Genomic DNA, 23,983 nt, shown 5'->3' with positions numbered 1-23,983 from the left:
GTGCGGGGGACCGGGCACGCCGTGCCGCGCCGGGCGGCCGCGCTGGTCAGACCGTGTGCGAGGGACCGCTCAGCCCGTCCGCGTGAAGGTCGCCTCGTAGGAGCCGCTCTGCTCCCGCTGGGTGAGAGTGGCCTCGTCGCAGGTGTAGGCGACGGCGCTGCTGGGAGCCGACGGCGGCTCGTAGGTCTCGGTGAACCCAGCCAGGTCGCGGTCCACCGACGCGCCGGAGTGGTCTGTCGCGGTGAAGCGGAGCAGGCCGTCGCTGGTGGTGATCCGGTAGGTCGACGTACCGCTCCAGGTGTCCACGATCGTGCCGACGCTCATCTCGCCGGTCACCGGATCGGCGTCGTCGTAGGTCACGGTCTCCGTGCCGTCCGGCTGGATCTCGAGAACACGACCGTTCCATCCCGTGACGGCGACGGGCTCTCCGAGCAGGTTCCAGGTGTCGGTCATCGAGGTCTGTTCCCAGCGCCCCACCACGCAGGGGTCGATCTCGCTGCGGGTGGTGGCCGACAGCGACGCGGGTGGCGGCCCACCAAGGACCTGCGGGCCGCCGGCAAGGGGCCAGTTCATCGCCAGTGCGACACCCGTGCCGCCGAGCACGACTCCCGCGGCGGCGAGCCCTCCGATGATCCAGCCCCGGCGGTTGCCGGCGGCGGGCGCGGCGGCAGGTGCGGCATCGGGTCCGGAAGCCGGGTCGAGGCCGGCGACGGCTCCGGGGACCTGGGTGTCGTCCGCGGGGGTGTCGTCCATCGGCTCCGGGTCGGGCGCGATCGGGACGTCCGGGGTCATGCCGGTCGACCGTCGTGGACCGGGAAGACCGGCCCCGGCGTCGAGGATCTCGGCCACGGTGGGGCGCCCGGCCGGGTCCTTGGTCAGGCATGCCTCGACGAACGGCCGCAGGGTGGCCGGGCAGGCGTCGAGGCGCGGCTCCTCGTGGACGACCCGGTAGTACATGATGTCGGCACGCGCATCCCCGAAGGGCCGCTTCCCGGTGGCCGCGAAGTAGGCCACCGCACCCAGCGCCCACACGTCCGTGGCGGCGGTCGGCTCGTCGACGGTGGCCTGCTCGGGCGCCATGAACATGGGTGTGCCCAGCTGCATCCCGGTGACCGTCAACGACGTCGCGTCCGCAGCGCGGGCGATCCCCATGTCGATGAGTCGCGGGCCGTCCGGGCCGAGCAGCACGTTCGCGGGCTTGAGGTCGCGGTGGACCAGTCCGGCACCATGGATGTCCCGCAGGGCACCGGCGAGGTGATCGATCAGGGACCGGACGTCGCGTTCGGCCAGCGGGCCGTCGTCGGACACGACGACCGACAGTGTCGGACCGGGGATGTACTCGGTGGCGATCCACGGTGCCGGTCCGTCCAGGTCGGCGTCGACGAGCGCCGCGGTGAAGCGGCTGTGTACCCGCTGCGCCGCGGCGGCCTCGCGGCGGAACCGGGTGCGGAACTCGGTGTCCTGCGCATACTCCGGCCGGACGACCTTGATCGCCAGCCGGGTTCCGGTGCGTGTCTCGCCCAGGAAGACCAGTCCCATGCCGCCGCGGCCGATCCTGCCCAGGACGCGGTGGACACCCAGGAACCGAGGGTCGGTCGGGGTGAGGGGCGTGACGCCGGCAGGCAGCGAGGCGCCGCCCGGTGAGCTCGCGGACACGGGTCTCCCGTTCGTACGGATCGTGCGCCCTGCCGCGACGGCTGGACGCGGGACACCAGGAGGTTACCGAGACCTCGCTGCATGCCCCGCATCCAGCCTGCCCGTCCCCAGGTCAGGCGCGGAGCCAGACGGTCGTGTCAGCCGGGAGCGTCGTGCCGGCCAGCTCGCCGGAGGCCAGGAGCACCTCGCCGTCGGGCAGCGGGACCGGGGCCGACCTGAGGTTGGCGACGACGACGACACCGCGGTTGGTGAAGGCGACGACGTCGGGGGAGTCCACCCAGGGGTCGAGCCAGGTGAGCCCGCCGTGCCCGAGGCCCTCGGCGCGGCGGACGGCCAGCGCCGCCCGGTACATCTCGAACGTGGAACCCGCGACGCCGTACTGGGTGTCCGCCGCATACCGACGGTAGGACTCGGGCTGCGGGAGCCAGGTGTCGCCGGTCGGCCCGAAGCCGTACCCGGCGGCGGCGGCCTCCCAGGGCAGCGGCACGCGACAGCCGTCGCGGCCGGCCTCGGCACCGTCGGTGCGGAAGTGTCCGGGGTCCTGGCGCACCTCGTTCGGCAGGGTCGTGTGCTCGGGCAGCCCGAGCTCCTCACCCTGGTAGAGATAGGCCGACCCTGGCATGCCGAGCATCAGCAGCGAGGCAGCGCGGGCGCGGCGCAGGCCCAGCTCCTCGTCGGGCTGCGGGTCGGTGGCGAAGACGCCGTTCGGCCGCACGCCGGCGGTCGGGAGCCCGAGCCGGGTGGCGTGCCGCACCACGTCGTGGTTGGAGAGCACCCACGTGGTCGGAGCGCCGACCTCGTCGTTGGCCCGGTACGACGCCGCGACCACCCGGCGCAGCGCGGCCGCGTCCCAGGCGGTGGTCAGGAAGGAGAAGTTGAAGGCCTGGTGCATCTCGTCCGGGCGCACGTAGCGGGCCAGCCGTGAGAGGGGCTCGACCCACGCCTCGGCCACGAGGCAGCGGTCGCCCTCGTACTCGGCGAGCACGCGGTGCCAGGCCCGGTAGATCTCGTGGACGCCGTCCTGGTCGAACATCGGGCCCTGGTTGCCCGCCCCGGTCGAGCCGTCCTCGGGCGCGCCGGGGTCGGTGGGCTGCTCGTCGTCGCCGCTGCTGCCCTCGACCATCGAGACGTGGCCGTGCCAGTCCGGCAGGCCGTCGGCCTTGACCATCCCGTGGGCGACGTCGACGCGGAACCCGTCCACGCCCTTGTCGAGCCAGAACCGCAGCACGTCCTCGAACTCCGCACGGACCTCGGGGTGGTTCCAGTCGAGGTCGGGCTGTGAGGAGTCGAACAGGTGCAGGTACCACTGCGGGTTCGGCTCGTCGAAGGCGTCACCGTCGGCCGTGCTCGACGCCTCGAGCCGGGTCCAGGCGGCACCGCCGAAGATCGACTGCCAGTTGTTGGGCGGTTCGTCGCCGGCGGGGCCGCGGCCGTCGCGGAAGATGTAGCGCGCCCGTTCGGGCGAGCCCGGGGCGGCGGCCAGCGCCTGCTGGAACCAGGCGTGCTGGTCCGACGTGTGGTTCGGCACCAGGTCCACGATGACGCGCATGCCGCGCTCGTGGGCGCCGGCGAGCATCTCGTCGAAGTCGGCCAGCGTGCCGAACAACGGGTCGACGTCGCGGTAGTCGGCGACGTCGTAGCCGGCGTCCTTCTGCGGCGACCGGTAGAACGGCGAGAGCCAGACGGCGTCGATACCCAGGGTCCGCAGGTGGTCGAGCCGCGCCGTGATGCCGGGGATGTCGCCGATGCCGTCGCCGTCGCCGTCGGCGAAGGACCGGGGGTAGACCTGGTAGATCACGGCGTCGCGCCACCACTCGCGGGCAGCGTCGGACCCGACGTGCACGGTGGCGTCCGCGGTGAGCGGGGCATCTGTCGGAGTGGTCGGCACGGTGGTGGCCATGAGGTCCTCGATGGGTCGTGGGTCGGTACGGCATCCGAGTGTATGCCTTGCTGCAAGCCTTTCAACGCCGCCGAGGTCACGGACCGGGCGTGTCGCGCTCGCCCACAAGCCTGCGATGGCCGGGGATCGGTGGCAAACCGGCTGGGCTCAGGCCCGCGGGGCGACGCCGGTCGATCCGCGCACGACCAGTTCCGGCGCGAACAGCAGCTCTGTCCGCGGTGCACGGTCTCCGCCGATCTCGGTGAGCAGAGCGCTGACCGCGGCGTGGGCCATCGCCTCCACCGGCTGGCGCACGGTAGTCAGCGGCGGCTCGGTGAAGGCGATCAACGGGGCGTCGTCATACCCGACGACGGAGACGTCCGCGGGGACGCGCAGCCCTCGTGCGCGGGCCGCCCGCACGACGCCCAGGGCCATCAGGTCCGAGCCGCACACGATGGCGGTGTGGTCAGCGGCAAGCAGCTCTGCCGCGGCGGCCTGCCCGCCCTCGAGCGTGTACAGCGTGCTGGTCACGTGCCGGCGTGCCGCGGCCTCGTCGTCGGCCAGCCCGTGGCGCACGAGCGCCGCCGTGAACGCCGCCAGCTTGCGCTGGGCGGGGACGTATCGCTCGGGTCCGATGGCCAGCCCGATCCGACGGTGCCCGAGGGTGACCAGGTGCTGGACCGCGACATCGACGCTGGCGGCGTCGTCGGGCGAGACGAAGGGAGCGTCGATCCCTGGCGCGTACCCGTTGATCAGCACGATGGGGATGCCCTGGCCGCGGAGCAGCTCGTACCGGGTGTGGTCCGCCCGGGTGTCGGCGTGCAGGCCGGAGATGAAGACGATGCCGTCGACCGAGTGGTCCACGAGCGTGGAGACGTACTCGTCCTCCGTGGTGCCGCCGGGAGCCTGCGTGCACAGCAGCGGCGTGTACCCGTGCTGGGCCAGGATCGACTCGATGGCTTGCGCGAACGCGGGGAACACCGGGTTGGTGAGCTCGGGGACGACCAGTCCGACGAGTCCGGCGGAACGTCCGCGCAGGGCGGAAGGGCGCTCGTACCCGAGGACGTCGAGAGCGGCCAGGACGGCCTGACGGGTCGTGCTGGCGACCCCTGGCTTGCCGTTGAGCACGCGCGAGACCGTCGCGGTGGAGACGCCGGCCTGCTCGGCCAGGTCGCTCAGTCGGGTTCGCACGCCGCCGATCGTAGGGGACAACGGACCTCCTCGTCCTGGGCGACCGCAGGGCGGACGTCGCCGTGTACGTCGTGTTACAGAAACGTTATTGCAAGATCTTGCAAAACGCGACTGAACCTCTTAGGTTCGTCCCTCAGCAGGGCCTATCGGCACGAGCCGCCGGGCCACCCGACTGATGCTGGGAGTACCACGATGCGACGGAGCATCCTTCTTGCCTCCGCCCTGGTCACGACGCTCGCCCTGACGGCGTGTGGCGGGACCGACGACACCGGCGAGGCCACCGACGACACGGCGGCCACCGAGGCGGCCGGCGACGGCGGCACCCTGACGGTCTGGGTCGACGAGACCCGCCAGACCGCGGTCGAGAGCGCCGCAGCGGACTTCGAGGCCGAGACCGGTGCGGACGTCGAGCTCGTCCTCAAGCCCTTCGAGGACATCCGGGCCGACTTCATCGCGCAGGTCCCCACCGGGGAAGGTCCCGACGTCACCGTCGGTGCACACGACTGGCTCGGTGAGCTCACCACCAACGGCGTCGTGGCCCCTGTCGAGCTCGGCGACAAGGCCGCGGAGTTCGAGGAGGTCGCCGTCCAGGCGTTCACCGCCGACGGCCAGGTCTACGGCCTGCCCTATGCGATCGAGAACATCGCCCTCATCCGCAACACCGAGCTGGCAGACTCCGCGCCCGCCACGTGGGACGACGCGATCGCGGCCGGTGAGGACGCCGGGACGAAGTACCCGTTCCTCATCCAGACGTCCACCGAGGGCGACCCGTACACGTACTACCCGTTCCAGACGTCGTTCGGGGCGCCCGTCTTCGAGCAGAACGCCGACGGGTCGTACTCGCCCGAGATCGCCATGGGTGACGACGCGGGCGACGCCTTCGCCGAGTGGCTCGCCGAGCAGGGCGAGGCCGGCACCCTGAGCACCGACATCACCTACGACATCGCCGTGGAGGCGTTCGCGGGCGGTGAGTCGCCGTTCATCGTGGGCGGGCCGTGGATGCTCGAGCAGTTCGCCGACCTCGACCTCGCGATCGACCCCGTTCCCGCAGCGGGGGACGAGTCCGCGCAGCCGTTCGTGGGCGTCCAGGGCTTCTACGTCAGCGCCCGGAGCGAGAACGCGCTGCTCGCCAACGACTTCCTGGTGAACTACCTGTCCACCCAGGAGGCGCAGACCGCGCTGTTCGAGGCCGGCGGCCGCCCGCCGGCGCTGACCACCGCGGCCGACGCCGCGTCGTCCGACCCGATCGTCGCGGGCTTCCGCGAGGTCGGTGCCGACGCCGTGCCGATGCCGTCCATCCCCGAGATGGGCTCGGTCTGGGCGTTCTGGGGTGTGACCGAGGCGAACATCCTCTCCGGTTCCGCCGACCCTGCCGCCGCCTGGCAGAAGATGATCTCGGACATCGAAGGTGCCCTGAGCTCCTGACGTCCCCGCTCTCGTGACGGGCCGCGGCCGTAGCCGCGGCCCGTCACGCGCCCCCCGGAAGGCCCCCGATGACCGACCTGCAGCACGCCACCGAAGCCACCCGCGCGAGGTCCGGCGGATCCACCCCACCACCCGACGAACGTCGCGCCCGCCGGGCGGCACGGCGCGACGAGTCGCCGGCCGGCCGCTACGGCCCCGGGTTCCTCGTCAAGCTCGCGATCATGGCCGTCGTGAACGCGTTCGGCGCGTACGTGGTGTGGTCCGCCTGGGTTGCCGAGTCGTGGGTCGTCCTGGGAGCCATGCTGGCGATGCTCGTCGTCGCCGACTGGGTCTACTTCTCCCGGCGCACGGTGCCGCTGAAGTACGTGCTGCCCGGCCTGATCTTCCTCTTCACGTTCCAGATCTTCACGATCGCCTACACCGGCTGGGTCGCCTTCACCAACTACGGTGACGGTCACAACTCCACCAAGGACGACGCGATCACCGCGCTGCTCGCGCAGAACGAACGTCGCGTCGAGGGTTCTCCGAGCCTGCCGCTGACCGTCGTGGCCGACGGCGACGAGCTCGGCTTCGCCGTCCTCGCAGCGGACGGGACGACGGCGGTGGGCGGCGCGGAGGACGCCCTCAGCCCGGTCGGGGCCACAGTGACCGACGGCCGGATCGCGGCGGTGGACGGCTGGCAGGTGCTGGACCGTCAGGAGATCCTCGAGCGCCAGACCGAGGTCACCAACCTGCGGGTGCCCGTCTCCGAGGACCCGAACGACGGGTCGATCCGGACCCAGGACGCACGTACCGGCTACACCTTCACCCCGACGCTCCTGTACGACGAGTCCGCGGACACGATGACGGACACCACCACCGGTGCCGTCTACGCACCCAACGGCGAGGGCCGGTTCGAGGCCGCCGACGGCTCCACCCTCCAGGTGGGCTGGCGCGTCTTCGTCGGGTTCGACAACTTCACCACCGCCTTCAGCGACTCCCGGTACGCCGGTCCGTTCTTCCAGGTCGTGGCGTGGACGTTCGTCTTCGCGTTCGCGTCGGTCGCCACCACGTTCCTGCTCGGGATGTTCCTGGCCACCGTCTTCAACGCCCCGCACCTGCGCGGACGCAAGGTCTACCGCACGCTGCTGATCCTGCCCTACGCGATCCCGGGCTTCGTGGCGCCGCTGCTGTGGTCCGGCCTGCTCAACCGCAGCTTCGGGTTCATCAACCAGGTGCTCCTGGGCGGTGCTGCGATCCCGTGGCTCACCGACCCGTGGCTGGCGAAGCTCTCGCTCATCGGGGTCAACCTGTGGCTCGGTTTCCCGTACATGTTCCTCATCTGCACCGGCGCCCTGCAGTCGCTGCCCACGGACGTGATGGAGGCGGCGAAGATCGACGGCGCGGGCCGGCTGCGCACCTGGAGCTCGGTGACGATGCCGCTGCTGCTGGTGTCCACCACGCCCCTGCTCATCTCGAGCTTCGCGTTCAACTTCAACAACTTCGCCCTGGTCTACATGCTCACCGGCGGTGGTCCACGGTTCGCGGACGCCTCCGTGCCGCTGGGTCACACGGACATCCTCATCACGATGGTGTACTCCGTGGCCGGGCTGGACGGCACCGCCCCGAAGAACTTCGGCCTGGCGAGCGCGCTGTCCATCGTCATCTTCGTGATCATCGCGACGATCTCGGCCATCGCGTTCAAGCGCACCCGCTCGCTCGAGGAGATCAACTGACATGACTGCCTCCACGATCTCCGAGAGCCGCGTCAGCGGGCGTGTCACGCCGGGGCCGGCACGCCGCCGTCGGACCACGGGTGCCTGGTTCGCCGACACGGGCTGGCGGCACGTCGTCGGTGTCGTGTTCGTCGTCTACGCCGTCTTCCCGATCGTCTACGTCGTCTCCGCCTCGCTCTCCGCGGGTGGCACCCTGACCGGCTCCAACCAGCTCTTCGACACGGTCAGCGGGGCGAACTACGCCGCGCTCGGTGACACGAGGTTCTGGTCGTGGGTCGCCAACTCGGTGCAGATCGCGGTCGTCACCTCGATCGGCACGGTGCTGATGGGTGCTGCCGCGGCGTACGCGTTCAGCCGGTTCCGCTTCGAGGGGCGGCGCGCTGGCCTCACGACGCTGCTGATCGTGCAGATGTTCCCGCAGATGCTCGCCTTCGTGGCGATCTTCCTGCTGCTCATCAGCCTGGGTGAGGTCGTGCCGGCCCTCGGCCTCAACTCGAAGGTGGCGCTGGTCTGCGTGTACCTCGGCGGGGCGCTGGGCGTGAACACGTTCCTGATGTACGGGTTCTTCAACACGATCCCGCGCGAGCTCGACGAGGCGGCGAAGATCGACGGCGCCACCCACGCCCAGACGTACTGGACGATCATCCTGCGCCTGGTCACCCCGATCCTGGCCGTCGTGGCGCTGCTGTCCATCATCGCGACGTTCGGGGAGTTCGTCATCGCCCGGGTGCTGCTGCAGTCCGAGTCGAACTGGACCCTCGCCGTCGGGCTGTACTCGTGGGTGTCCAGCCTGCTCGAGGCCAACTGGGGGCTGTTCGCGGCCGGTGCGGTGATCTCCACGATCCCGATCCTGGTGCTGTTCCTGTTCCTGCAGAAGTACATCGTGGGCGGGCTCACCGCGGGGTCCGTCAAGGGCTGACGGGCCGCGTCCCGGCTGTGGCGGTGCTCACGGCACGGCCCTAGCCTGGGCACATGACGGACGACTCGCACGGCTTCACCCCAGACCTCCGGCGGCTCACCGACGCCGCGGACGACTCGTTCTCCGTGCGCCGCGCGTACGGTGAGCCCTACGAGCACCAGGGTCACCTGATCGTCCCTGTCGCCCGCGTGTGCGGTGGCATCGTGACCGGCTCCGGCGGCGGTGCCGTGACGGGCGCCGGTCACGGCTCCGGGCAGGGGACGGGCAGCGGGAAGGGCACCGGCCACCTGGCCGGCTGGTCCCGCTCCTTCCAGCTCGGTGCCCGGTCCGAGGCGTCCGACGCCGACGACCATGCCGACGATCCCGGCGACGGCTCCGACGCCTCGGGCGACGCCCAGGGCGAGCTCCGCGGCGAGACCCGCGGTGAGGGGTCTGGCGATGGCGGTGGCGGGGCGGGCGTCTACGGTCTGCAGGTCAAGCCGCTGGGGGTGTTCGTCGTCTCGTCCGAGGGTGCCCGGTGGCAGCCTGTGCTCGACCTCAACAAGGTGATCCTCGGCGGGCAGATCGTCGGGATCGCGATCGCGCTCGCCGCCGGGTGGGCGATCGGCCGCCGTCGCTGAGCAGCCCGAGACCGGGCTCGGTCGGCGCGGGGCCGCCGACCGAGAGGAACCCATGACTCGCACGTCGCACCTGCTGGACCTGCCGCACCACGACGGCTCGTCCCTGCACGTCCCTGCCGGTACTCCCGCGGCGGGTGACACCGTCCCCGTCCGGGTCCGGGTGCCGAAGGGCTCAGGCGTCGAGAGCGTCTGGCTGCGCACCGTGCGTGACGGCGAACCGCGCGTGACGTCTGCGCGGTCCGACGGCGGCACGGACAGCGAGGACTTCTACGTGGCCGAGGTCGTGGTCCACAACCCGGTCACGCCCTACCGCTTCCTCCTGGACTCGCCGGGCGGGTACCGCTGGCTGGACGGGCGCGGCGTGCACGACCGGGACGTGCCGGACGCCGGCAGCTTCCGCCTGACCACGCACGCCCCGGCGCCGGCCTGGCTGGCGGACGGTCCGGTCTACCAGATCTTCCCCGACCGGTTCGCGCGCTCCACCGCGGCGTCCTCCCGTCCCGTGCCGGAGTGGGCCGCGCCCGCGGCGTGGGACGACGAGCCCGCCGGCGACGGGGTGCTCGCGGGCACCCAGCTCTACGGCGGCGATCTCGACGGGATCGTGGAGCACCTCGACCACCTGTCCGCGCTCGGCGTCGGCACCGTCTACCTCACCCCGGTGTTCCCCGGGCGGTCCAACCACCGCTACGACGCCTCGACGTTCGACCACGTGGACCCCTCGCTCGGCGGCGACGCGGCCTACGCCCGGCTGTCGCAGGCGGTCCACGCCCGCGGGATGCGGCTGATGGGCGACATCACCACCAACCACACCGGCGAGGGGCACGAGTGGTTCGCGCGGGCGCTGGCCCACCCGGACTCGCCGGAGCACACGATGTACGTGTGGGCACCGCCGGGCGGCCCGGACGTGGCGACGACGCCGGACGGCACGGGATACGCGGCCTGGCTCGGGTTCGGGTCGCTGCCCAAGCTCGACTGGTCCGCGCAGGAGACCTGGCGGTGCATGGTGACCGGCGACGACGCCCCGATCACGCGGTACCTGCGCGAGCCCTTCGCCCTGGACGGCTGGCGGGTCGACGTCGCGAACATGACCGGCCGGTGGGGGAGCGCCGACCGTGCGCACGCCGTCGCGCGCGAGCTGCGTGCCGCCGTCGTCGGCGAGCGAGCCGACGGGGCGCTGATCGCCGAGCACTTCCACGACGCGACGGCGGACCTGCAGGGCGGTGGCTGGCACGCCAACATGAACTACACCGGCTTCACCCGGCCGGCCTGGTCGTGGCTGGCGGTGGACGGTTCCCCGGCCGGTGCTCACGGGCTCCCGGTCGGAGCCGCGCGCCGTCCCGGCGGTGCGATGGTGGCCACGATGCGGGAGTTCGACTCGGCGGTGCCGTGGTCGGTGACCGCCCGGCAGTGGAACCTGCTCGGCTCGCACGACACGCCGCGGCTGCGCACCGTCGTCGGCTCCGCCGGGGTCGAGGTCGCCGCGGCGTTGCTCTTCACCTACCCCGGCACGCCGGTGGTGTTCGCCGGCGACGAGGTCGGCGCGACCGGCGACAACGGAGAGCACGCGCGGACCACGATGGCCTGGGACCAGGGCGCTCGTGGCGGCGGTCCGCGGTGGGACGCCGCCACGATGGACGTCTACCGGCGGCTGTCGGCCCTGCGGCGGGGCTCGTCCGCGCTGCGCGACGGCGGCATGCGGTGGGCCGTCGTGGCCGACGACGCCGTGGTGTTCCTGCGCGAGTCGCCGAGCGAACGGGTGCTGGTCGTGCTGGCCCGCGGCCCGTGGGAGGGAGCGGTGCTGCCGCACCACCTGCTGGCACCGGGAGCGTCCCCCGAGACGCTGTACGGCGACGTCGGCCTGCGGCTCACGGCCGACGGGATCGCGGTGCCGGGCGACGGGCCCGGCGTCGGCGTCCATCGCCTCGCCTGACCTGTACCCACCCGAAGGACGGAGGATCCGATGGACGGCATCGCGGTGCTGAAGGACCTGTACTCGCGGATCGGCCCGACGGTGCGCAGCGCGGTCGCCGGGCTGCCGGACGACGCGCTCGTGGCGCGGCTCGACCCGGGGGCGAACACCATCGCCTGGCTCGCCTGGCACATCGGCCGGGACCAGGACGTCCAGGTGGCCGACGCCGCCGGCCGCGACCAGGTGTGGTCGCGCGGCTGGGCGGAGCGTTTCGACGTGCCGTTCGGGCCGGACGACACGGGCTACGGGCACAGGTCCGACGACGTCGCCAGGGTCCGTGCGTCGGCCGACCTGCTGCTGGGCTACGTCGACGCGGTGGCGGCAGAGTCCGCCGACGTCCTCGCGGGTCTCGAGGACGCAGACCTGGACGTCGTCGTCGACGACTCCTGGGATCCCCCGGTCACCCGTGGGGTGCGCCTGGTGAGCGTGGGCCTCGACTCCCTCGAGCACGCGGCGCAGATCGCCTACGTGCGCGGGGTGCTCGAACGCACGTGAGGACCGACGACGAGGCGGCGGAGGTGGGTGTGGGAGCATCGGGACGTGGCCACCGAGCAGATCGCGATCCTCTCCGACGTCCACGGCAACCTCACCGCGCTCGACGCCGTCCTCGCGGACGTCGAGCGTCGCGGGATCACCCGCATCCTCAACCTGGGTGACGACGTCGGCAAGGGACCGCGGGGGAGCGCCGTCGTCGATCGCACCGAGCAGGTGTGCGAGGTCAACGTGCGGGGGAACTGGGACGACTTCCTGCCACAGATCCCCGACGACGGCCCGCCCGAGATGGTGTGGTGGCGCGACGAGCTGCGCGCCGACCAACGCGAACTGATCGCCCGCCGTCCGCTGTGCCACGACCTGCTGGTCAGCGGCCGGCGCATCCGGCTGTTCCACGCCTCGGCGACGAGCGTGCACACGCGCGTGCACTTCCACCACACACCCGAGGAGTTCGCGGGCATGTTCGCCGCGACGGACCTCACGGGGCCCGGTCCGGAGCCGACGATGGTCGGCTACGGCGACGTCCACGACGCCTACGTCGAGACGGACCGCGGGCGGACGCTGTTCAACGTGGGCAGCGTGGGCAACGCCCTCGACGAGCCGAGCGCGAGCTACGTGATCCTCGAGGGCGTGCCCGACGCCGTCGAACCCGCGCCGTTCGGCCTGCAGATCGTCCGCCTCCCGTACGACGTGGAGGCCGAGCTCGCCGTCGCGCGCGAGCGGGAGATGCCCCAGTACGCCGCCTGGGAGCAGGAGCTGCGCACCGGTGTCTATCGCGCGTTCTGGATGGCGCTCCCGGCGAACTAGTTGCGCGTGACAACGACTCATGTACAGTGATTGGTTGTTGCCACAACTACCTGTTCTGCACGACCGAGAGGAACCCCATGACACTCCCCACCGCAGCCCGCGACATCGCCCTGCTCGTCGCCCGTGCCGCGATCGGCATCGTCTTCGTCGCGCACGGCTGGCAGAAGCTCTTCACCCAGGGGATCGACGGCACCGCCGCGTTCTTCGACCAGATGGGCATCCCGGCTGCCGTGGCGGCGGCCTGGTTCGCCGCCCTCGTCGAGCTCGTCGGCGGAGCGGCACTCATCCTGGGACTGGTGGTGCCCGTGGCGGGCGCCCTGCTCATCGTCAACATGATCGGTGCCTTTGCCTTCGTCCACGCCGGCGCGGGCCTCTTCGTCGACCAGGGTGGCTACGAGCTCGTCCTCACGCTGGCCGCGGCCACGCTCATCCTCGTGGCCGTGGGAGCCGGTCGCTACAGCATCGACCACCTGCTGCTCGGGCGGCGCGAGCGGGTGCGTCAGCCCGCCTGACTAGTCTGGGCCCGTGCAGACCTTCTCGCAGGACGCGTTCGACCCGTCGGTCGTCGGGATGGGGCCGCGTCCCGCCCCGGGCGAGGAGGGAACGGCGTCGTACACCGACGCCGACACCGAACGGTGGGCCACCGAGCCGCCGAAGTCCAAGCACCGCACCCCGTTCGAGCGGGACCGGGCGCGGGTGGTGCACTCCTCAGGACTGCGCCGGCTCGGGGCCAAGACGCAGGTGCTCACCCCCGGCAGCGACGACTTCGTGCGGACGCGGCTGACGCACTCGCTCGAGGTCGCCCAGGTGGGGCGTGAGATGGGCCGCGCGCTCGGCTGCGACCCCGACCTCGTGGACACGGCCTGCCTGACGCACGACCTCGGCCACCCGCCGTTCGGGCACAACGGTGAGCGGGAGCTCGCGGAGATCGCCGGAAGCATCGGTGGTTTCGAGGGCAACGCGCAGACCCTGCGGCTCCTGACCCGCCTGGAACCGAAGATCATCGCCGACGACGGCGCCCCCCGCGGCCTCAACCTCACGCGCGCCTCGCTCGACGCGAGCGTCAAGTACCCCTGGCGGCTGGGCGAGGGGCCGCCGCGTCCCGACGGGCGCTCCACGCACAAGTTCGGGGTCTACCCGGACGACGCCCCGGTGTTCGCGTGGCTGCGCCAGGGGGCGCCACGCGGGGGAGTGCGATGCATGGAGGCGCAGGTCATGGACCTCGCCGACGACATCAGCTACTCGGTGCACGACGTCGAGGACGCCGTGGTCGGCGGTCGGGTGGACCTGCGGCTGCTCGACGACGAGGCCGAGCGTGCCCGCGTGGTCGAGCACGTGCGGTCCTGGTACGGGGACTGGCACGACCCCGAGGCACTCGACGCCGCCCTGTGCCGCCTGCGGGACACCGGCTACCTGGTCACCGACTTCGACGGGTCGCGCCGGTCGCTCGCCGCGCTCAAGGACGCCACGAGCCAGCTCATCGGCCGGTTCAGCGGCTCGGCGCAGCGCGCCACCCGCGAGGTCTACGGCGAGGGCCCGCTCACCCGGTACTCGGCCCGGCTCGTGGTGCCGGAGGAGACGGCCGACGAGATCCTCGCCCTCAAGGGCGTCGCCGTGGCCTACGTGATGGCGCCGCGCGAGTCCGAGCCCGTCTACGGTGCCCAGCGCGAGATCATCTCCGACCTCGTGAAGGTGCTCGTGGACCGGGCGCCGGTGGCCCTGGAGCCCGCTTTCGCGGCGGACTGGGCCGAGGCCGCCGACGACGACGCTCGGCTGCGCGTCGTGGTCGACCAGGTCGCCTCGCTCACGGACGTCTCCGCGATGCAGCTGCACGCACGGCTGGTGCGCAAGCCCTGACGCCCGCAGCGCGCGACCAGGGCCGGACGGCGACCCTCCGGGCATAGAATCCGTGACGTGGCTGGGCTGATCAAGCGCGAGGACGTGGAGGCGGTACGCGAGCGCGCGCGGATCGAGGAGATCGTCTCGGCGCACGTCACCCTCAAGCCCGCCGGCGTCGGCTCGATGAAGGGCCTGTGCCCCTTCCACGACGAGCGCAGCCCCTCGTTCCACGTGCGTCCCGGGGTCGGGCGCTGGCACTGCTTCGGCTGCGGCGAGGGCGGCGACGTCATCTCGTTCGTGCAGAAGATCGACGGCATGGCCTTCACGGACGCCGTGGAGCACCTCGCCGACCGGGTCGGTGTGCAGCTGCGCTACGAGGACTCCCGCACCGGCGGCGCCGCCCAGCGCGGACCGCGCGAGGAGCCGGGCCGCAGGCAGCGACTCATCGAGGCCCACCGCGCCGCCGCGGAGTACTACGCCGACCAGCTCTTCGCGCCCGGGGCGCAGGCGGCCCGAGCCTTCCTCGCGGAACGCAGCTTCGGGCGGGCCGACGCCGAGATGTTCGGCGTCGGGTTCGCGCCCACCGGGTGGGACTCGTTGCTGCGCCACCTGCAGGGCCGCGGCTTCACCCAGCCCGAGCTCGTCGCCTCCGGGCTCGTGAGCCAGGGGCAGCGCGGCATCTACGACCGCTTCCGCGGCCGGCTCGTCTGGCCGATCCGGGACGTCACGGGCGCCGTCATCGGGTTCGGTGCGCGCAGGCTCTTCGACGAGGACCAGGGCCCCAAGTACCTCAACACGCCGGAGACCAGCCTCTACAAGAAGGCCCAGGTCCTGTACGGGATCGACCTGGCCAAGCGCGCCATCGCGCAGTCGAAGCGGGTGGTGATCGTCGAGGGATACACCGACGTGATGGCCGCCCACCTGTCCGGGGTGCAGGTCGCCGTGGCGACGTGCGGCACCGCGTTCGGCGGCGACCACGCGAAGGTCGTGCGCCGGCTGCTGGGAGACACCACGGCCGGCGGCGGGCTGCAGCTTGCTTCCGGCGCCTCGCTCGGCGGGGAGATCATCTTCACGTTCGACGGCGATGCGGCCGGGCAGAAGGCGGCGATGCGTGCCTTCGGCGAGGACCAGCGCTTCCATGCCCAGACGTTCGTCGCGGTCGAGCCGAGCGGCATGGACCCCTGCGACCTGCGCATGGCGCGAGGCCCCGAGGGCGTCAAGGCCCTCGTGGACGGACGGGTGCCGCTCTTCGAGTTCGTCATCCGCACCACGCTGGACGGCTTCGACCTCGACACGGTCGAGGGTCGTGTCGGTGCGCTGCGGGCAGCGGCACCGCTCGTCGCCGGCATCCGGGACCGCTCGATGCAGATGGGTTACAGCCGGTCGCTCGCTCGCTGGATCGGGCTCGACCCGGAGGAGGTCCGCCGGGAGGTGGGCCGTGCGCCGGACCGTCCCGGTCCCGGGCGACGGCGGGACGAGCACGAGGCGCGCGGCGCGCGGCAGGAGGCTGCGGCGTCGGGCGCGGAGGGTGGACCGGTCACACCGGTGGTGACCGCTCCGGATCCCCGTGACCCGGTCGCGCGCATCGAACGACTCGCCCTCGTCGTCGCGCTGCAGTACCCGCAGCACGTCCCGGCCACGTTCGACGGGCTGGACGAGGACGCTTTCGCGACACCGGCCTGGCGGGCCGTGCACGCCGCTCTCCGAGCGGCCGGAGGTGTGGGGACGGGCGCCGGCCTCGGCGGGAGCCGCTGGGTCGAGACGGTCGTCACCGAGGCGGGGGACGCCGTCGGCCCCCTGGTGACGGAGCTGGCCGTGGCCCCGGTGCCCGAGGACCGCGAGAGCGTCATCGCGGCGTACGTGGCCGACGTCGTGCGCAAGGTGATCGACCTGGGGCTCACCCGCCGCATCGCGGACGCCAAGAGCCGTGTGCAGCGGCTCGACCCGGCAGGGGACGCCGAGGCGTATCGGGCGGCGTTCCAGCGGCTCGTCACGATCGAGAACGAGCGTCGGGAGCTGCGCGAGAGCGTGTGACCGCGGGTCCGGTCGCGACGACCGGCTCCCGTGGGCACGATGGTCGGACCCGACCGAAGGAGCGACTGATGTCCCCTGCCAAGCACGTGCCCACCTACACCGTGCCGTCGCTGACGGCCGAGGACGGTGCCAAGGTCGCCGAGATCCTGCAGGACCGGCTGAACTCGCTGACCGATCTGCACCTGACGCTCAAGCACGTCCACTGGAACGTGGTGGGGCCGCACTTCATCGCGGTGCACGAGATGCTGGACCCGCAGGTCGACGCCGTGCGCCTCATGGCCGACGACGTCGCCGAGCGCATCGCGACGCTCGGTGCCGAACCGGTCGGCACCCCCGGGGCCCTCGTCGCCTCGCGCACCTGGGAGGACTACCACCTGGGGCGGGCCACCACGATCGAGCACCTGGGGGCGCTCGACGAGGTCTACCAGGGCGTCATCACGGCGCACCGGCAGGCGGCCGTCGCCACGGCGGAGCTCGACGACGTCACGAACGACCTGCTGATCGGCAACCTGCGCGAGCTGGAGCAGTTCCACTGGTTCGTGCGGGCGCACCTGGAGTCGGCGTCCGGCGAGCTCTCCACGGCTGACGCGACCTCCGAGCTCGGAGCCGCGCGCGCCGCAAAGAAGGCCGCGCACGAAGGCTGAGTCTTCCCGCTACGCCGCGCGGGTGGGGGTCGTCGACGCCGATCCCGCGCGGCGTTCGCGTGCCTGCTGGCGGTCGGCGGGCATGAGGGCAGCGAGGACGACGAGCACCGCGGCGCAGGCCGCGATGACGACGAACACGACATGCATCGCCGACATCAACCCGGGGCCTTCAGGGACGCCGTCGGCCCCCACCGCGGTCCGGGAGTTGATGATCGCCCCGCAGACCGCGACGCCGACGGCGGAACCCAGCGACCGGGCGAACATGTTGGTGCCCGTCACCGCTCCCCGCTCGGAGAACGACGCCGCCGACTGGGCGGCGATCAGCGTGGGGACCGCCGTCAGGCCCATCCCGACGCCCACGAGGAAGCACACACCGGCGACGGCCACGACGGCGGTCGAGGCGCCGAGCAGCAGGGCGAGCGCCGTCCCGGTCAGCACCAGGGCCGAGCCGATCACTGCGGTCAGCCGGAACCCGAGCCGCAGGTAGAGGTGCCCCGCATTGGTGGCGGACAGGGGCCACCCGACCATCATCGCTGCCAGCGTGAAGCCCGCCACGAGCGGCCCGACGCCGAGCACGCCCTGGGCGTAGATCGGGATGTACGTGGACAGCCCGAGCACGATGACGCCGACCATCAGGGCTGCCGCCGACGGGACGGCGATCACCCGCCGTCGCAGGATGCTCAGGTCGATGATCGGGTACCGGGCACGCCGAGCCCGCAGCGCGAACCCGGCGAGCAGCGTGACGGCTGCGACGAAGATCGCCAGGGAAGCGGGGGAGTGCCAGGCCCAGGTGCTCCCACCCTCGAGCAGGCCCAGCAGCAGTGCCGTGCTGCCGGTCGCGAGCAGCGCGGCACCCGCGTAGTCGATGGGCTCACGAGCACCCTCGCGGGGCGACTCGTGGTAGCGGCGCACCAGCATCCAGGCGGCGACCGCGCACAGGGGGACGTTGACGAAGAAGATCCAGCGCCAGCTCACGAACTCGGAGAAGACGCCGCCGAGCGTGGGGCCGACGACCGACGAGATCGCCCACACGGACGCCAGGTAGCCCTGGGTCTTGGCACGCTCCTCGAGGGTGTAGATGTCCGCGGCGATGGTCAGCGACGTCGGCATGACCGCGCCCGCGCCCAGCCCTTGCAGGACCCGGCCCGCGATGAGCGCCCCCATCGACCACGCCGCGCCGCAGAGCACCGAACCGAGGAAGAACAGGGCGACACCGGCCAGCATCATGCGCTTGCGCCCGAGCACGTCCGCCAGGCGGCCGCACAGCGGTGTGCCCACCGCCTGCGCCAGGAGATAGGTGGAGAAGAGCCACGGCAGCTGCTCGAACCCGCCCAGGTCCCTGGCGATCGTCGCCGAGGCCGTGGCGATGATCGTCGCGTCCAGGGCGACCAACGCCGTCGAGAGCATGAGCGAGAGCAGGATCGGTCCGCGTGCGGAACGCAGACCGACGGACGTGTTGGTGGCCACGTCTCAGGTCAAGTGCCCGACGGCGGTGCGATATTCCGCAGCGATCGTCTCCAGGACACCCTCGTCGCAGGGAGGCCCAGATCTGGAGCCGCAGGAGGCCCGCCCCGATCACGGGACGGGCCTTGCGTGAGTGCTCCCGCGACTGGACTTGAACCAGTGACCGTCCGATTAACAGTCGGATGCTCTGCCAGCTGAGCTACGCGGGATCGTTGGTCCGTGCCCGGCGAGCGTTCCTGCCGACCGGCGAACCGGAAAAAACAATACCAGGTTCACAGGGGTAGTCCGCACGCGCCCCGGAGCTTCGACTCCGTGGCGTTCACCACGCTGGCGACGTCCGCCTGGGCGAGGTCGACGCCCTCTCCGGCGATCGCCTGGGAGAACAGCGTGCCGTCGAGCCGACGGCGTACCGCGACCCGCACCTGGCCGCCCGGGACCTCGAGGGTCTCGGCCAGGACGACGGACCAGAGCACGCGTTCGCGCAGGACGGCCGGCAGGTTCGTCGCGGCGGGGTCGGTCAGGTGCAGCAACAGGTCCGGTGCGGCATCCACCCACTCGACGGTCAGGACAGACCGCTCCGGGTCGAACGCCGCCCTGTCGACGTCGCACCACGGGCGGTGCAGTGTCAACCGGGGCTCGTCGTCACCGGTGACGACCGCGAGGCCCGCCGTGGTCGCGACCACGTGCTCCCCGCCGGCCAGCTCGGCGCCGGCCAGGTGTCGTTCCCCGTTCTCGACGGGGACGGCGCGGCGGACGGCGGGAGTGAGCTGGCGGCGTCGCGAGAACATGCACCCACGGTAGCGGTCGCGCCGTGGGCGCATGATGGGTTCATGACACCGACACACTCGGGAGACGCGGACTCGCCGGGGCTCGTCGAGCACATCGAGTTCCACCGCGACGGCACGGTCCGGGGGACCGGGCACCTCCTCGACGGGCAGCTGCACGGCTTCTGGGAGTGGTTCCGAGTCGACGGGACGCGGATGCGCTCCGGGCACTTCGACGACGGTCGCCAGGTGGGGGAGTGGATCACGTACGACCGCAACGGCGAGGTGTACAAGGTGACCACGATGTTGGAGTGACGTGCCTGGTCCGAGGTGCGTCGAGAACCGTGCGCTCCTAGTGTCGAAATACCGACGAGAGGAGGCCGTTCATGGGTATCGATGACAAGGCCAAGCACACCGCCGAGGAAGCCGCTGGCAAGATCAAGGAGGCTTCCGGCAAGGTGTCCGACAACGAGGAGCTGGAGGCCGAGGGTAAGGCTGACCAGTCCAAGGCCAACCTCAAGAAGGCCGGTGACGACGTCAAGGACGCGTTCAAGTAGTTCCTGATCGTCCCGAGGGTGGGTGCCGCGACTGCGCCGCACCCACCCTTCGTCGTGTCACCGAGGACAGCGCACCCGAGCAGGATCTCAGGCTCGCGACCGATGGGTGCCCCGTGCGGGACTTGAACCCGCGACCGATCGATTATGAGTCGACTGCTCTGACCAGCTGAGCTAACGGGGCGCGGCGTGATCTTATCGGAACCCCGCGAGCTGGCCGGTGTGACGTGCCGCCGGCGGACCCCGGATGCCGCAGGTCACGGCGTCGGCGTGGAAGAATGTGGCGCATGGCGATGCGAGAGATCCGGGTGGTGCCCGACCCCGTGCTGCGCACGGCGTGCGACGAGATCACGACGATCGACGACAGGGTCCGCGGGCTCGTCGCGGATCTTCTCGAGACCGTCGACGCCGAGGGTCGCGCCGGGCTGGCCGCCAACCAGATCGGTGTGAACCTCAGGGCGTTCTCGTGGAACGTCGACGACGAGATCGGCTACGTGCTGAACCCGCGGATCGTCGACCTCTCCGAGGAGGTCCAGGACGGCGATGAGGGCTGCCTCTCGGTCCCAGGGCTCTTCTATGCGACCGAACGTGCCTGGTACGCCCGTGTCGAGGGCATCGACCTCGAGGGCGAGCCGGTGGTGGTCGAAGGAACCGACCTCATGGCCCGCTGCCTGCAGCACGAGTGCGACCACCTCGACGGCAAGCTGTACCTCGACCGGCTTGAGCGCGGCATCCGCAAGAAGGCGATGCGAGAGCTGCGCGAGCGCCTCTGAGGTGCCTCAAATGTCGGAATCCCCCTCGCATGCGCCGAGGTCGTCGGGCAAGATGTGACGAGAACGCAACACGACACGCCGTAGGACGGCGCTGACCAGCGCTTCCATGGGTCGAGGACGTAGGGGAAGACGGACCTCGGAACCCAGGGAGGACAAGATGGCTGGCGCAATCACTCGTGGCGTGCTGTTCGTGCACTCTGCGCCGCGCGCGCTCTGCCCCCACCTCGAGTGGGCGGCGGGCAACGTGCTGGGCGGAGACGTGTCGCTCGACTGGTCACCCCAGCCGGCGGCGAGGGGGCTCTATCGAGCGGAGCACCCGTGGCAGGGCACCCAGGGCACGGGTGCCCGGCTGGCCTCTGCCCTGCGGGGCTGGGACCACCTGCGGTACGAGGTCACCGAGGACGCCAGCCACGGCTCCGACGGTGCGCGTTGGTCGCACACGCCGGACCTCGGTCTGTTCCACGCGATGACGGACGTGCACGGCAACGTCGTCATCCCGGAAGACCGGGTGCGCAGCGCGATGGAGTCGCTCCAGGACACGCACGCCCTGCGGGCGGCGTTGGACCTCGTGCTCGGCAGCGCGTGGGACGACGAGCTGGAGGCCTTCCGCTATGCCGGCGCCGGTGCCCCGGTGCGCTGGCTGCACCGCGTGGGCTGACCGGTGGCGGGTCACCTCAGGTGACCCGCCACCCCGGGCGAGCCCTTACTGCCGCGCAAGCTCGCCCTCGGCGGTTTCCTGCTGCGGTTCCGCAGCACGATCCTCCGGCGACCGTCCGGCGCGTCGTCGCCAGCGCTTCGCCAGGACGGAACCTCTGGCCCGCACCCAGCTCTGGATGGCCGCGAAGGTCGTGTCGCGGACGAAGAGGCAGTCGCCCGCCATGATGAAGAGCGAGAAGAACGGCAGCCCCATGGCGATGGCGATGCCGGTGTGCATCGCGAAGACGCCGAGGATCGCGATGATGCGCGTCCACCGGCGAAGCAGCATCAGCGGGAAGAACAGCTGGATGAACACCGAGAAGTAGGTGACGGCCGCCACCATCAGCGTGTTCTGGACGAGCAGGTCCGCCAGCCACGGCCACGGCCGGTAGTGCGACAGCTGCAACGGGTAGTAGATGGCCGTGCCGTCCTGCCAGCGCAGGCCCTGGGCCTTGTAGAGGCCGGACGCGACGTAGATGAGGCAGATCTGGGCGCCCGCCATGATGACGGCAAAGTTGTGCAGCAGCGTGCCGAGCTGGACGGCCTGGGCATTCGCGCGCTCCGAGGCGAACCTGCCGAGGGGGCGTGGCTGCCCGTACCGCGCGACGGTCCGGGCACGACGGCGCGCATCCAGCGACCAGCGCCCGCCGAGGTCGGCGAAGCACAGGTAGAGCAGCAGGATGCGGAAGATGTTGTCGCTCTGGTCGCCGGTCAGCGGGTTCGACTCCAGGAGGCTGACCCACAGGACGAGAAAGACCGGGGTGACCCATCGGCTTCGCCAACCGATCGTGACCAGCGCGGCCAGCACCGTCACGACCAGGTACGCCACGGTGAGCTGCACCGCTGGCAGTCCGCCGGCGAAGACGGTGAAAGGCGCGGTGAAGCCGCCGTTGTCGTCGAGCGGCGCGGCCCAGCGTGCGGCCTCGCCCCACAGGTACGCGCGGTTCGGCAGGTGAGCGAGGAGAAAGACGAACGCGCCCCCACCGAACGCGATGCGCACGAGGGCTGTGCCATAGGTGGCGCGACGCCGGTCGCTCACCCAGCCCAGCCCGCGGTCTGCCAGGCTTGTGATCTCCTGGACCGTTCGCGTGACGATCATCCGTGGAACCTCTCGATCGCGTCGCGGAAGGCGTCGGAGTCCTGACGCGGAAACTCGTACATCGGGCGCCGGCCGAACGAGTACGTGGTGGGTTCCTGGGGTGTGCCCCCACGCTGGGCGAACGAGGCGGCACGCTGCCGGACCACGCGGAACTGGACGTACTTAGGCTCGATCTCCGTCACCGTGGCCCGCGCGAACTCGGTGGCGTAGGCGGCCATCGTGCGGTCGTAGCTGAGCACCAGGCTGCGCCGGGCCGCGGACGACGAGCCGTCGGCGTCGTCCAGAGCCTCGGCCAGCCGGGGCCAGGCGTCCTCGTGGTAGTGGTTTCCCAACACCTTCAGCTCGCCGTCCGACAGCTTGTTGAACTGGGCGTAGGCGCGCGCAGCAAGCATTCGCGTCGGCCGGCTTCCGCGGTTGGGGAGCACGTGATGGGTGAAGTTGGCGCTGATCTCGAGGTCCGTGACGTCGACCCAGTCGGTCGCGTTGAGCTCGGCGTCGAGCGCGCGCACGTGCAGTGAGTTCTCCACGTTGATGGGGGTGGGAGCGAAGAGGGACCAGTTCTGCTGGAACACCGGGTCCATCGCCGACTCGAGCGGCTCGGCGACGGCGCGGTTGAACGGGTTCTGCGGAGAGATCCAGAGGAACGTGGCGGCCGTGTGCGTCGCGACGATGATGCCGAGCACTGCGGCGACGATCATGACCCAGACCGGCCTCGTGGTCGTTGGTGCGGCCAATGTCTCCCCTGAGGTCTGAGAGTCGGGTGGTGGTGAACCTGACGACCCGGCGCGAGTGATCTCGCGCCGGGTCGTCAGGTCATGGGACGTGCGACGGACTCAGTCGGTCACCGACCGACGCTTGGCGACACGCATCGCCAGTGCCCCTGCGCCCGTCAGGAGGAACGCGAGCGAGAGATACGTCGCGACCTCCGATCCGGTCTTGGGGAGCATTCCGCCCTTGCTTCCTGTTGCGGTGGGAGTGCCTCCCGATGCGGTTCCGGTTCCGGTGCCACCGGAGCCACCTGGGGTTCCGTCGGCGCCGGACGGCGTGAGGTAGACCACGAAGGCGGCGACGGTGGCGTCGCCGACGTCGATGCTCGTGGCGGTACCCGTGTGGGGACCCGCCTCGAAGTCGGCCGGGACGATGAAGGTCCAGCTGACCTCGCCGTCCGCGTTCGCGGTCTGGACCGTGAGGTTGAGCGGCTCAGAGTTGATCCGGGCCTGGACCTCCTCGCCGGGCTCGAAGCCCGAAGCGCTGAAGGTCTGCTCTTCGCCACGCTGGACCCGGTCCTTGTCGAACTCGGACGTCAGCTCACGGTCGTCTCCGTCGACCTCGGTGCCGTCGACCTCAACGCCGTCGACCTCGACACCGTCAACTTCAACGCCGTCGACCTCGACACCGTCAACTTCAACGCCGTCGACCTCGACACCGTCAACTTCAACGCCG

The 23,983-nt window shown here is 71.3% G+C and carries 23 protein-coding genes and 2 tRNA genes; 15 read left to right on the top strand and 10 right to left on the bottom strand.

Going from position 1 to position 23,983, the window contains the following annotated elements; genetic code table 11:
• Positions 1–69: 69 nt before the first annotated feature.
• From PZC42_RS12155 to PZC42_RS12145, 3 genes are all read right to left on the bottom strand, one after another.
• Positions 70–1,656 (bottom strand): serine/threonine-protein kinase, encoded by a 1,587-nt coding sequence (locus PZC42_RS12155; RefSeq protein WP_277211436.1) that lies wholly within the window; start codon positions 1,654–1,656, stop codon positions 70–72.
• A gap of 112 nt (positions 1,657–1,768) precedes the next feature.
• Complete coding sequence (locus PZC42_RS12150) at positions 1,769–3,556, bottom strand: glycoside hydrolase family 13 protein (RefSeq protein WP_277211434.1); 1,788 nt, start codon at positions 3,554–3,556, stop codon at positions 1,769–1,771.
• Positions 3,557–3,703: 147 nt separating this feature from the next.
• Positions 3,704–4,726, bottom strand: a complete 1,023-nt coding sequence (locus tag PZC42_RS12145) for a LacI family DNA-binding transcriptional regulator (protein ID WP_277211432.1) — start codon at positions 4,724–4,726, stop codon at positions 3,704–3,706.
• A 192-nt stretch (positions 4,727–4,918) separates the two neighbouring features.
• Here PZC42_RS12145 and PZC42_RS12140 point away from each other — a divergent pair, with 192 nt between their 5' ends.
• From PZC42_RS12140 to PZC42_RS12090, 11 genes are all read left to right on the top strand, one after another.
• Positions 4,919–6,151 carry a sugar ABC transporter substrate-binding protein gene (locus tag PZC42_RS12140; protein WP_277211430.1) on the top strand — a complete coding sequence of 411 codons (1,233 nt, stop codon included), beginning with the start codon at positions 4,919–4,921 and terminating at the stop codon, positions 6,149–6,151.
• A gap of 68 nt (positions 6,152–6,219) precedes the next feature.
• Entirely contained in the window at positions 6,220–7,866 is a 1,647-nt protein-coding gene (locus PZC42_RS12135) for an ABC transporter permease subunit (RefSeq protein WP_277211428.1), read from the top strand.
• A 1-nt stretch (position 7,867) separates the two neighbouring features.
• Complete coding sequence (locus PZC42_RS12130; protein WP_277211426.1) at positions 7,868–8,785, top strand: sugar ABC transporter permease; 918 nt, start codon at positions 7,868–7,870, stop codon at positions 8,783–8,785.
• Between the two features lie 53 nt (positions 8,786–8,838).
• Positions 8,839–9,405: a hypothetical protein gene (locus tag PZC42_RS12125; protein WP_277211424.1), complete on the top strand. Its 567-nt coding sequence runs from the start codon at positions 8,839–8,841 to the stop codon at positions 9,403–9,405.
• A 52-nt stretch (positions 9,406–9,457) separates the two neighbouring features.
• Complete coding sequence (locus tag PZC42_RS12120; protein WP_277211422.1) at positions 9,458–11,335, top strand: glycoside hydrolase family 13 protein; 1,878 nt, start codon at positions 9,458–9,460, stop codon at positions 11,333–11,335.
• Positions 11,336–11,365: 30 nt separating this feature from the next.
• The gene (locus PZC42_RS12115) at positions 11,366–11,869 is read left to right on the top strand and encodes a mycothiol transferase (protein ID WP_277211421.1); all 504 of its coding nucleotides are present in this window, start codon (positions 11,366–11,368) and stop codon (positions 11,867–11,869) included.
• Between the two features lie 45 nt (positions 11,870–11,914).
• On the top strand, positions 11,915–12,673 hold the full coding sequence (locus PZC42_RS12110) for a metallophosphoesterase family protein (RefSeq protein WP_277211419.1): 759 nt from the start codon (positions 11,915–11,917) through the stop codon (positions 12,671–12,673).
• 77 nt (positions 12,674–12,750) lie between these two features.
• A complete protein-coding gene (locus PZC42_RS12105; RefSeq protein WP_277211417.1) occupies positions 12,751–13,185 on the top strand; it encodes a DoxX family protein in 435 nt (144 codons plus the stop codon).
• A 58-nt stretch (positions 13,186–13,243) separates the two neighbouring features.
• Positions 13,244–14,530: a deoxyguanosinetriphosphate triphosphohydrolase gene (locus PZC42_RS12100; RefSeq protein WP_277211930.1), complete on the top strand. Its 1,287-nt coding sequence runs from the start codon at positions 13,244–13,246 to the stop codon at positions 14,528–14,530.
• Between the two features lie 57 nt (positions 14,531–14,587).
• A complete protein-coding gene (gene dnaG / locus PZC42_RS12095) occupies positions 14,588–16,546 on the top strand; it encodes a DNA primase (protein WP_277211415.1) in 1,959 nt (652 codons plus the stop codon).
• A gap of 68 nt (positions 16,547–16,614) precedes the next feature.
• Positions 16,615–17,190: a Dps family protein gene (locus PZC42_RS12090; protein WP_277211413.1), complete on the top strand. Its 576-nt coding sequence runs from the start codon at positions 16,615–16,617 to the stop codon at positions 17,188–17,190.
• A 9-nt stretch (positions 17,191–17,199) separates the two neighbouring features.
• On the opposite strand, the gene PZC42_RS12085 is transcribed toward PZC42_RS12090, so the two are convergent.
• The 3 genes from PZC42_RS12085 to PZC42_RS12075 form a co-directional block, all read right to left on the bottom strand.
• Positions 17,200–18,597, bottom strand: coding sequence for an MDR family MFS transporter (locus PZC42_RS12085; RefSeq protein WP_306574924.1), 1,398 nt, complete (start codon positions 18,595–18,597; stop codon positions 17,200–17,202).
• 193 nt (positions 18,598–18,790) lie between these two features.
• Positions 18,791–18,863, bottom strand: a tRNA-Asn gene (locus tag PZC42_RS12080).
• A gap of 63 nt (positions 18,864–18,926) precedes the next feature.
• Positions 18,927–19,442, bottom strand: coding sequence for a hypothetical protein (locus tag PZC42_RS12075; protein ID WP_277211409.1), 516 nt, complete (start codon positions 19,440–19,442; stop codon positions 18,927–18,929).
• Between the two features lie 42 nt (positions 19,443–19,484).
• Between PZC42_RS12075 and PZC42_RS12070 the strand changes: the two genes are divergently transcribed.
• Together PZC42_RS12070 and PZC42_RS12065 are read left to right on the top strand one after the other, a co-directional pair.
• Positions 19,485–19,733, top strand: coding sequence for a toxin-antitoxin system YwqK family antitoxin (locus PZC42_RS12070; protein WP_277211407.1), 249 nt, complete (start codon positions 19,485–19,487; stop codon positions 19,731–19,733).
• 71 nt (positions 19,734–19,804) lie between these two features.
• Positions 19,805–19,975 (top strand): CsbD family protein, encoded by a 171-nt coding sequence (locus tag PZC42_RS12065; protein WP_277211405.1) that lies wholly within the window; start codon positions 19,805–19,807, stop codon positions 19,973–19,975.
• A gap of 107 nt (positions 19,976–20,082) precedes the next feature.
• Here PZC42_RS12065 and PZC42_RS12060 read toward each other — a convergent pair.
• Positions 20,083–20,156, bottom strand: a tRNA-Ile gene (locus PZC42_RS12060).
• Between the two features lie 103 nt (positions 20,157–20,259).
• Here PZC42_RS12060 and def point away from each other — a divergent pair.
• Positions 20,260–20,745 carry a peptide deformylase gene (gene def / locus PZC42_RS12055; protein WP_277211403.1) on the top strand — a complete coding sequence of 162 codons (486 nt, stop codon included), beginning with the start codon at positions 20,260–20,262 and terminating at the stop codon, positions 20,743–20,745.
• A 157-nt stretch (positions 20,746–20,902) separates the two neighbouring features.
• A complete protein-coding gene (locus tag PZC42_RS12050) occupies positions 20,903–21,403 on the top strand; it encodes a DUF3145 domain-containing protein (protein ID WP_277211401.1) in 501 nt (166 codons plus the stop codon).
• A 45-nt stretch (positions 21,404–21,448) separates the two neighbouring features.
• Here the strand turns inward: PZC42_RS12050 and PZC42_RS12045 are convergent, their stop codons facing one another.
• The 3 genes from PZC42_RS12045 to PZC42_RS12035 form a co-directional block, all read right to left on the bottom strand.
• Positions 21,449–22,540: an HTTM domain-containing protein gene (locus PZC42_RS12045; protein ID WP_277211399.1), complete on the bottom strand. Its 1,092-nt coding sequence runs from the start codon at positions 22,538–22,540 to the stop codon at positions 21,449–21,451.
• Entirely contained in the window at positions 22,537–23,238 is a 702-nt protein-coding gene (locus tag PZC42_RS12040) for a DUF5819 family protein (protein ID WP_277211397.1), read from the bottom strand. Before PZC42_RS12040 ends, PZC42_RS12045 begins: the two co-directional genes overlap by 4 nt.
• Positions 23,239–23,373: 135 nt before the next feature.
• A partial coding sequence (locus PZC42_RS12035; protein WP_277211395.1) for an LPXTG cell wall anchor domain-containing protein occupies positions 23,374–23,983 on the bottom strand: 610 nt, incomplete at its 5' end.

The organism is Isoptericola croceus, from assembly GCF_029382255.1.
In the GTDB taxonomy this organism is placed as follows: domain Bacteria; phylum Actinomycetota; class Actinomycetes; order Actinomycetales; family Cellulomonadaceae; genus Isoptericola; species Isoptericola croceus.
This window is presented reverse-complemented; position numbering and strand designations above follow the sequence as displayed.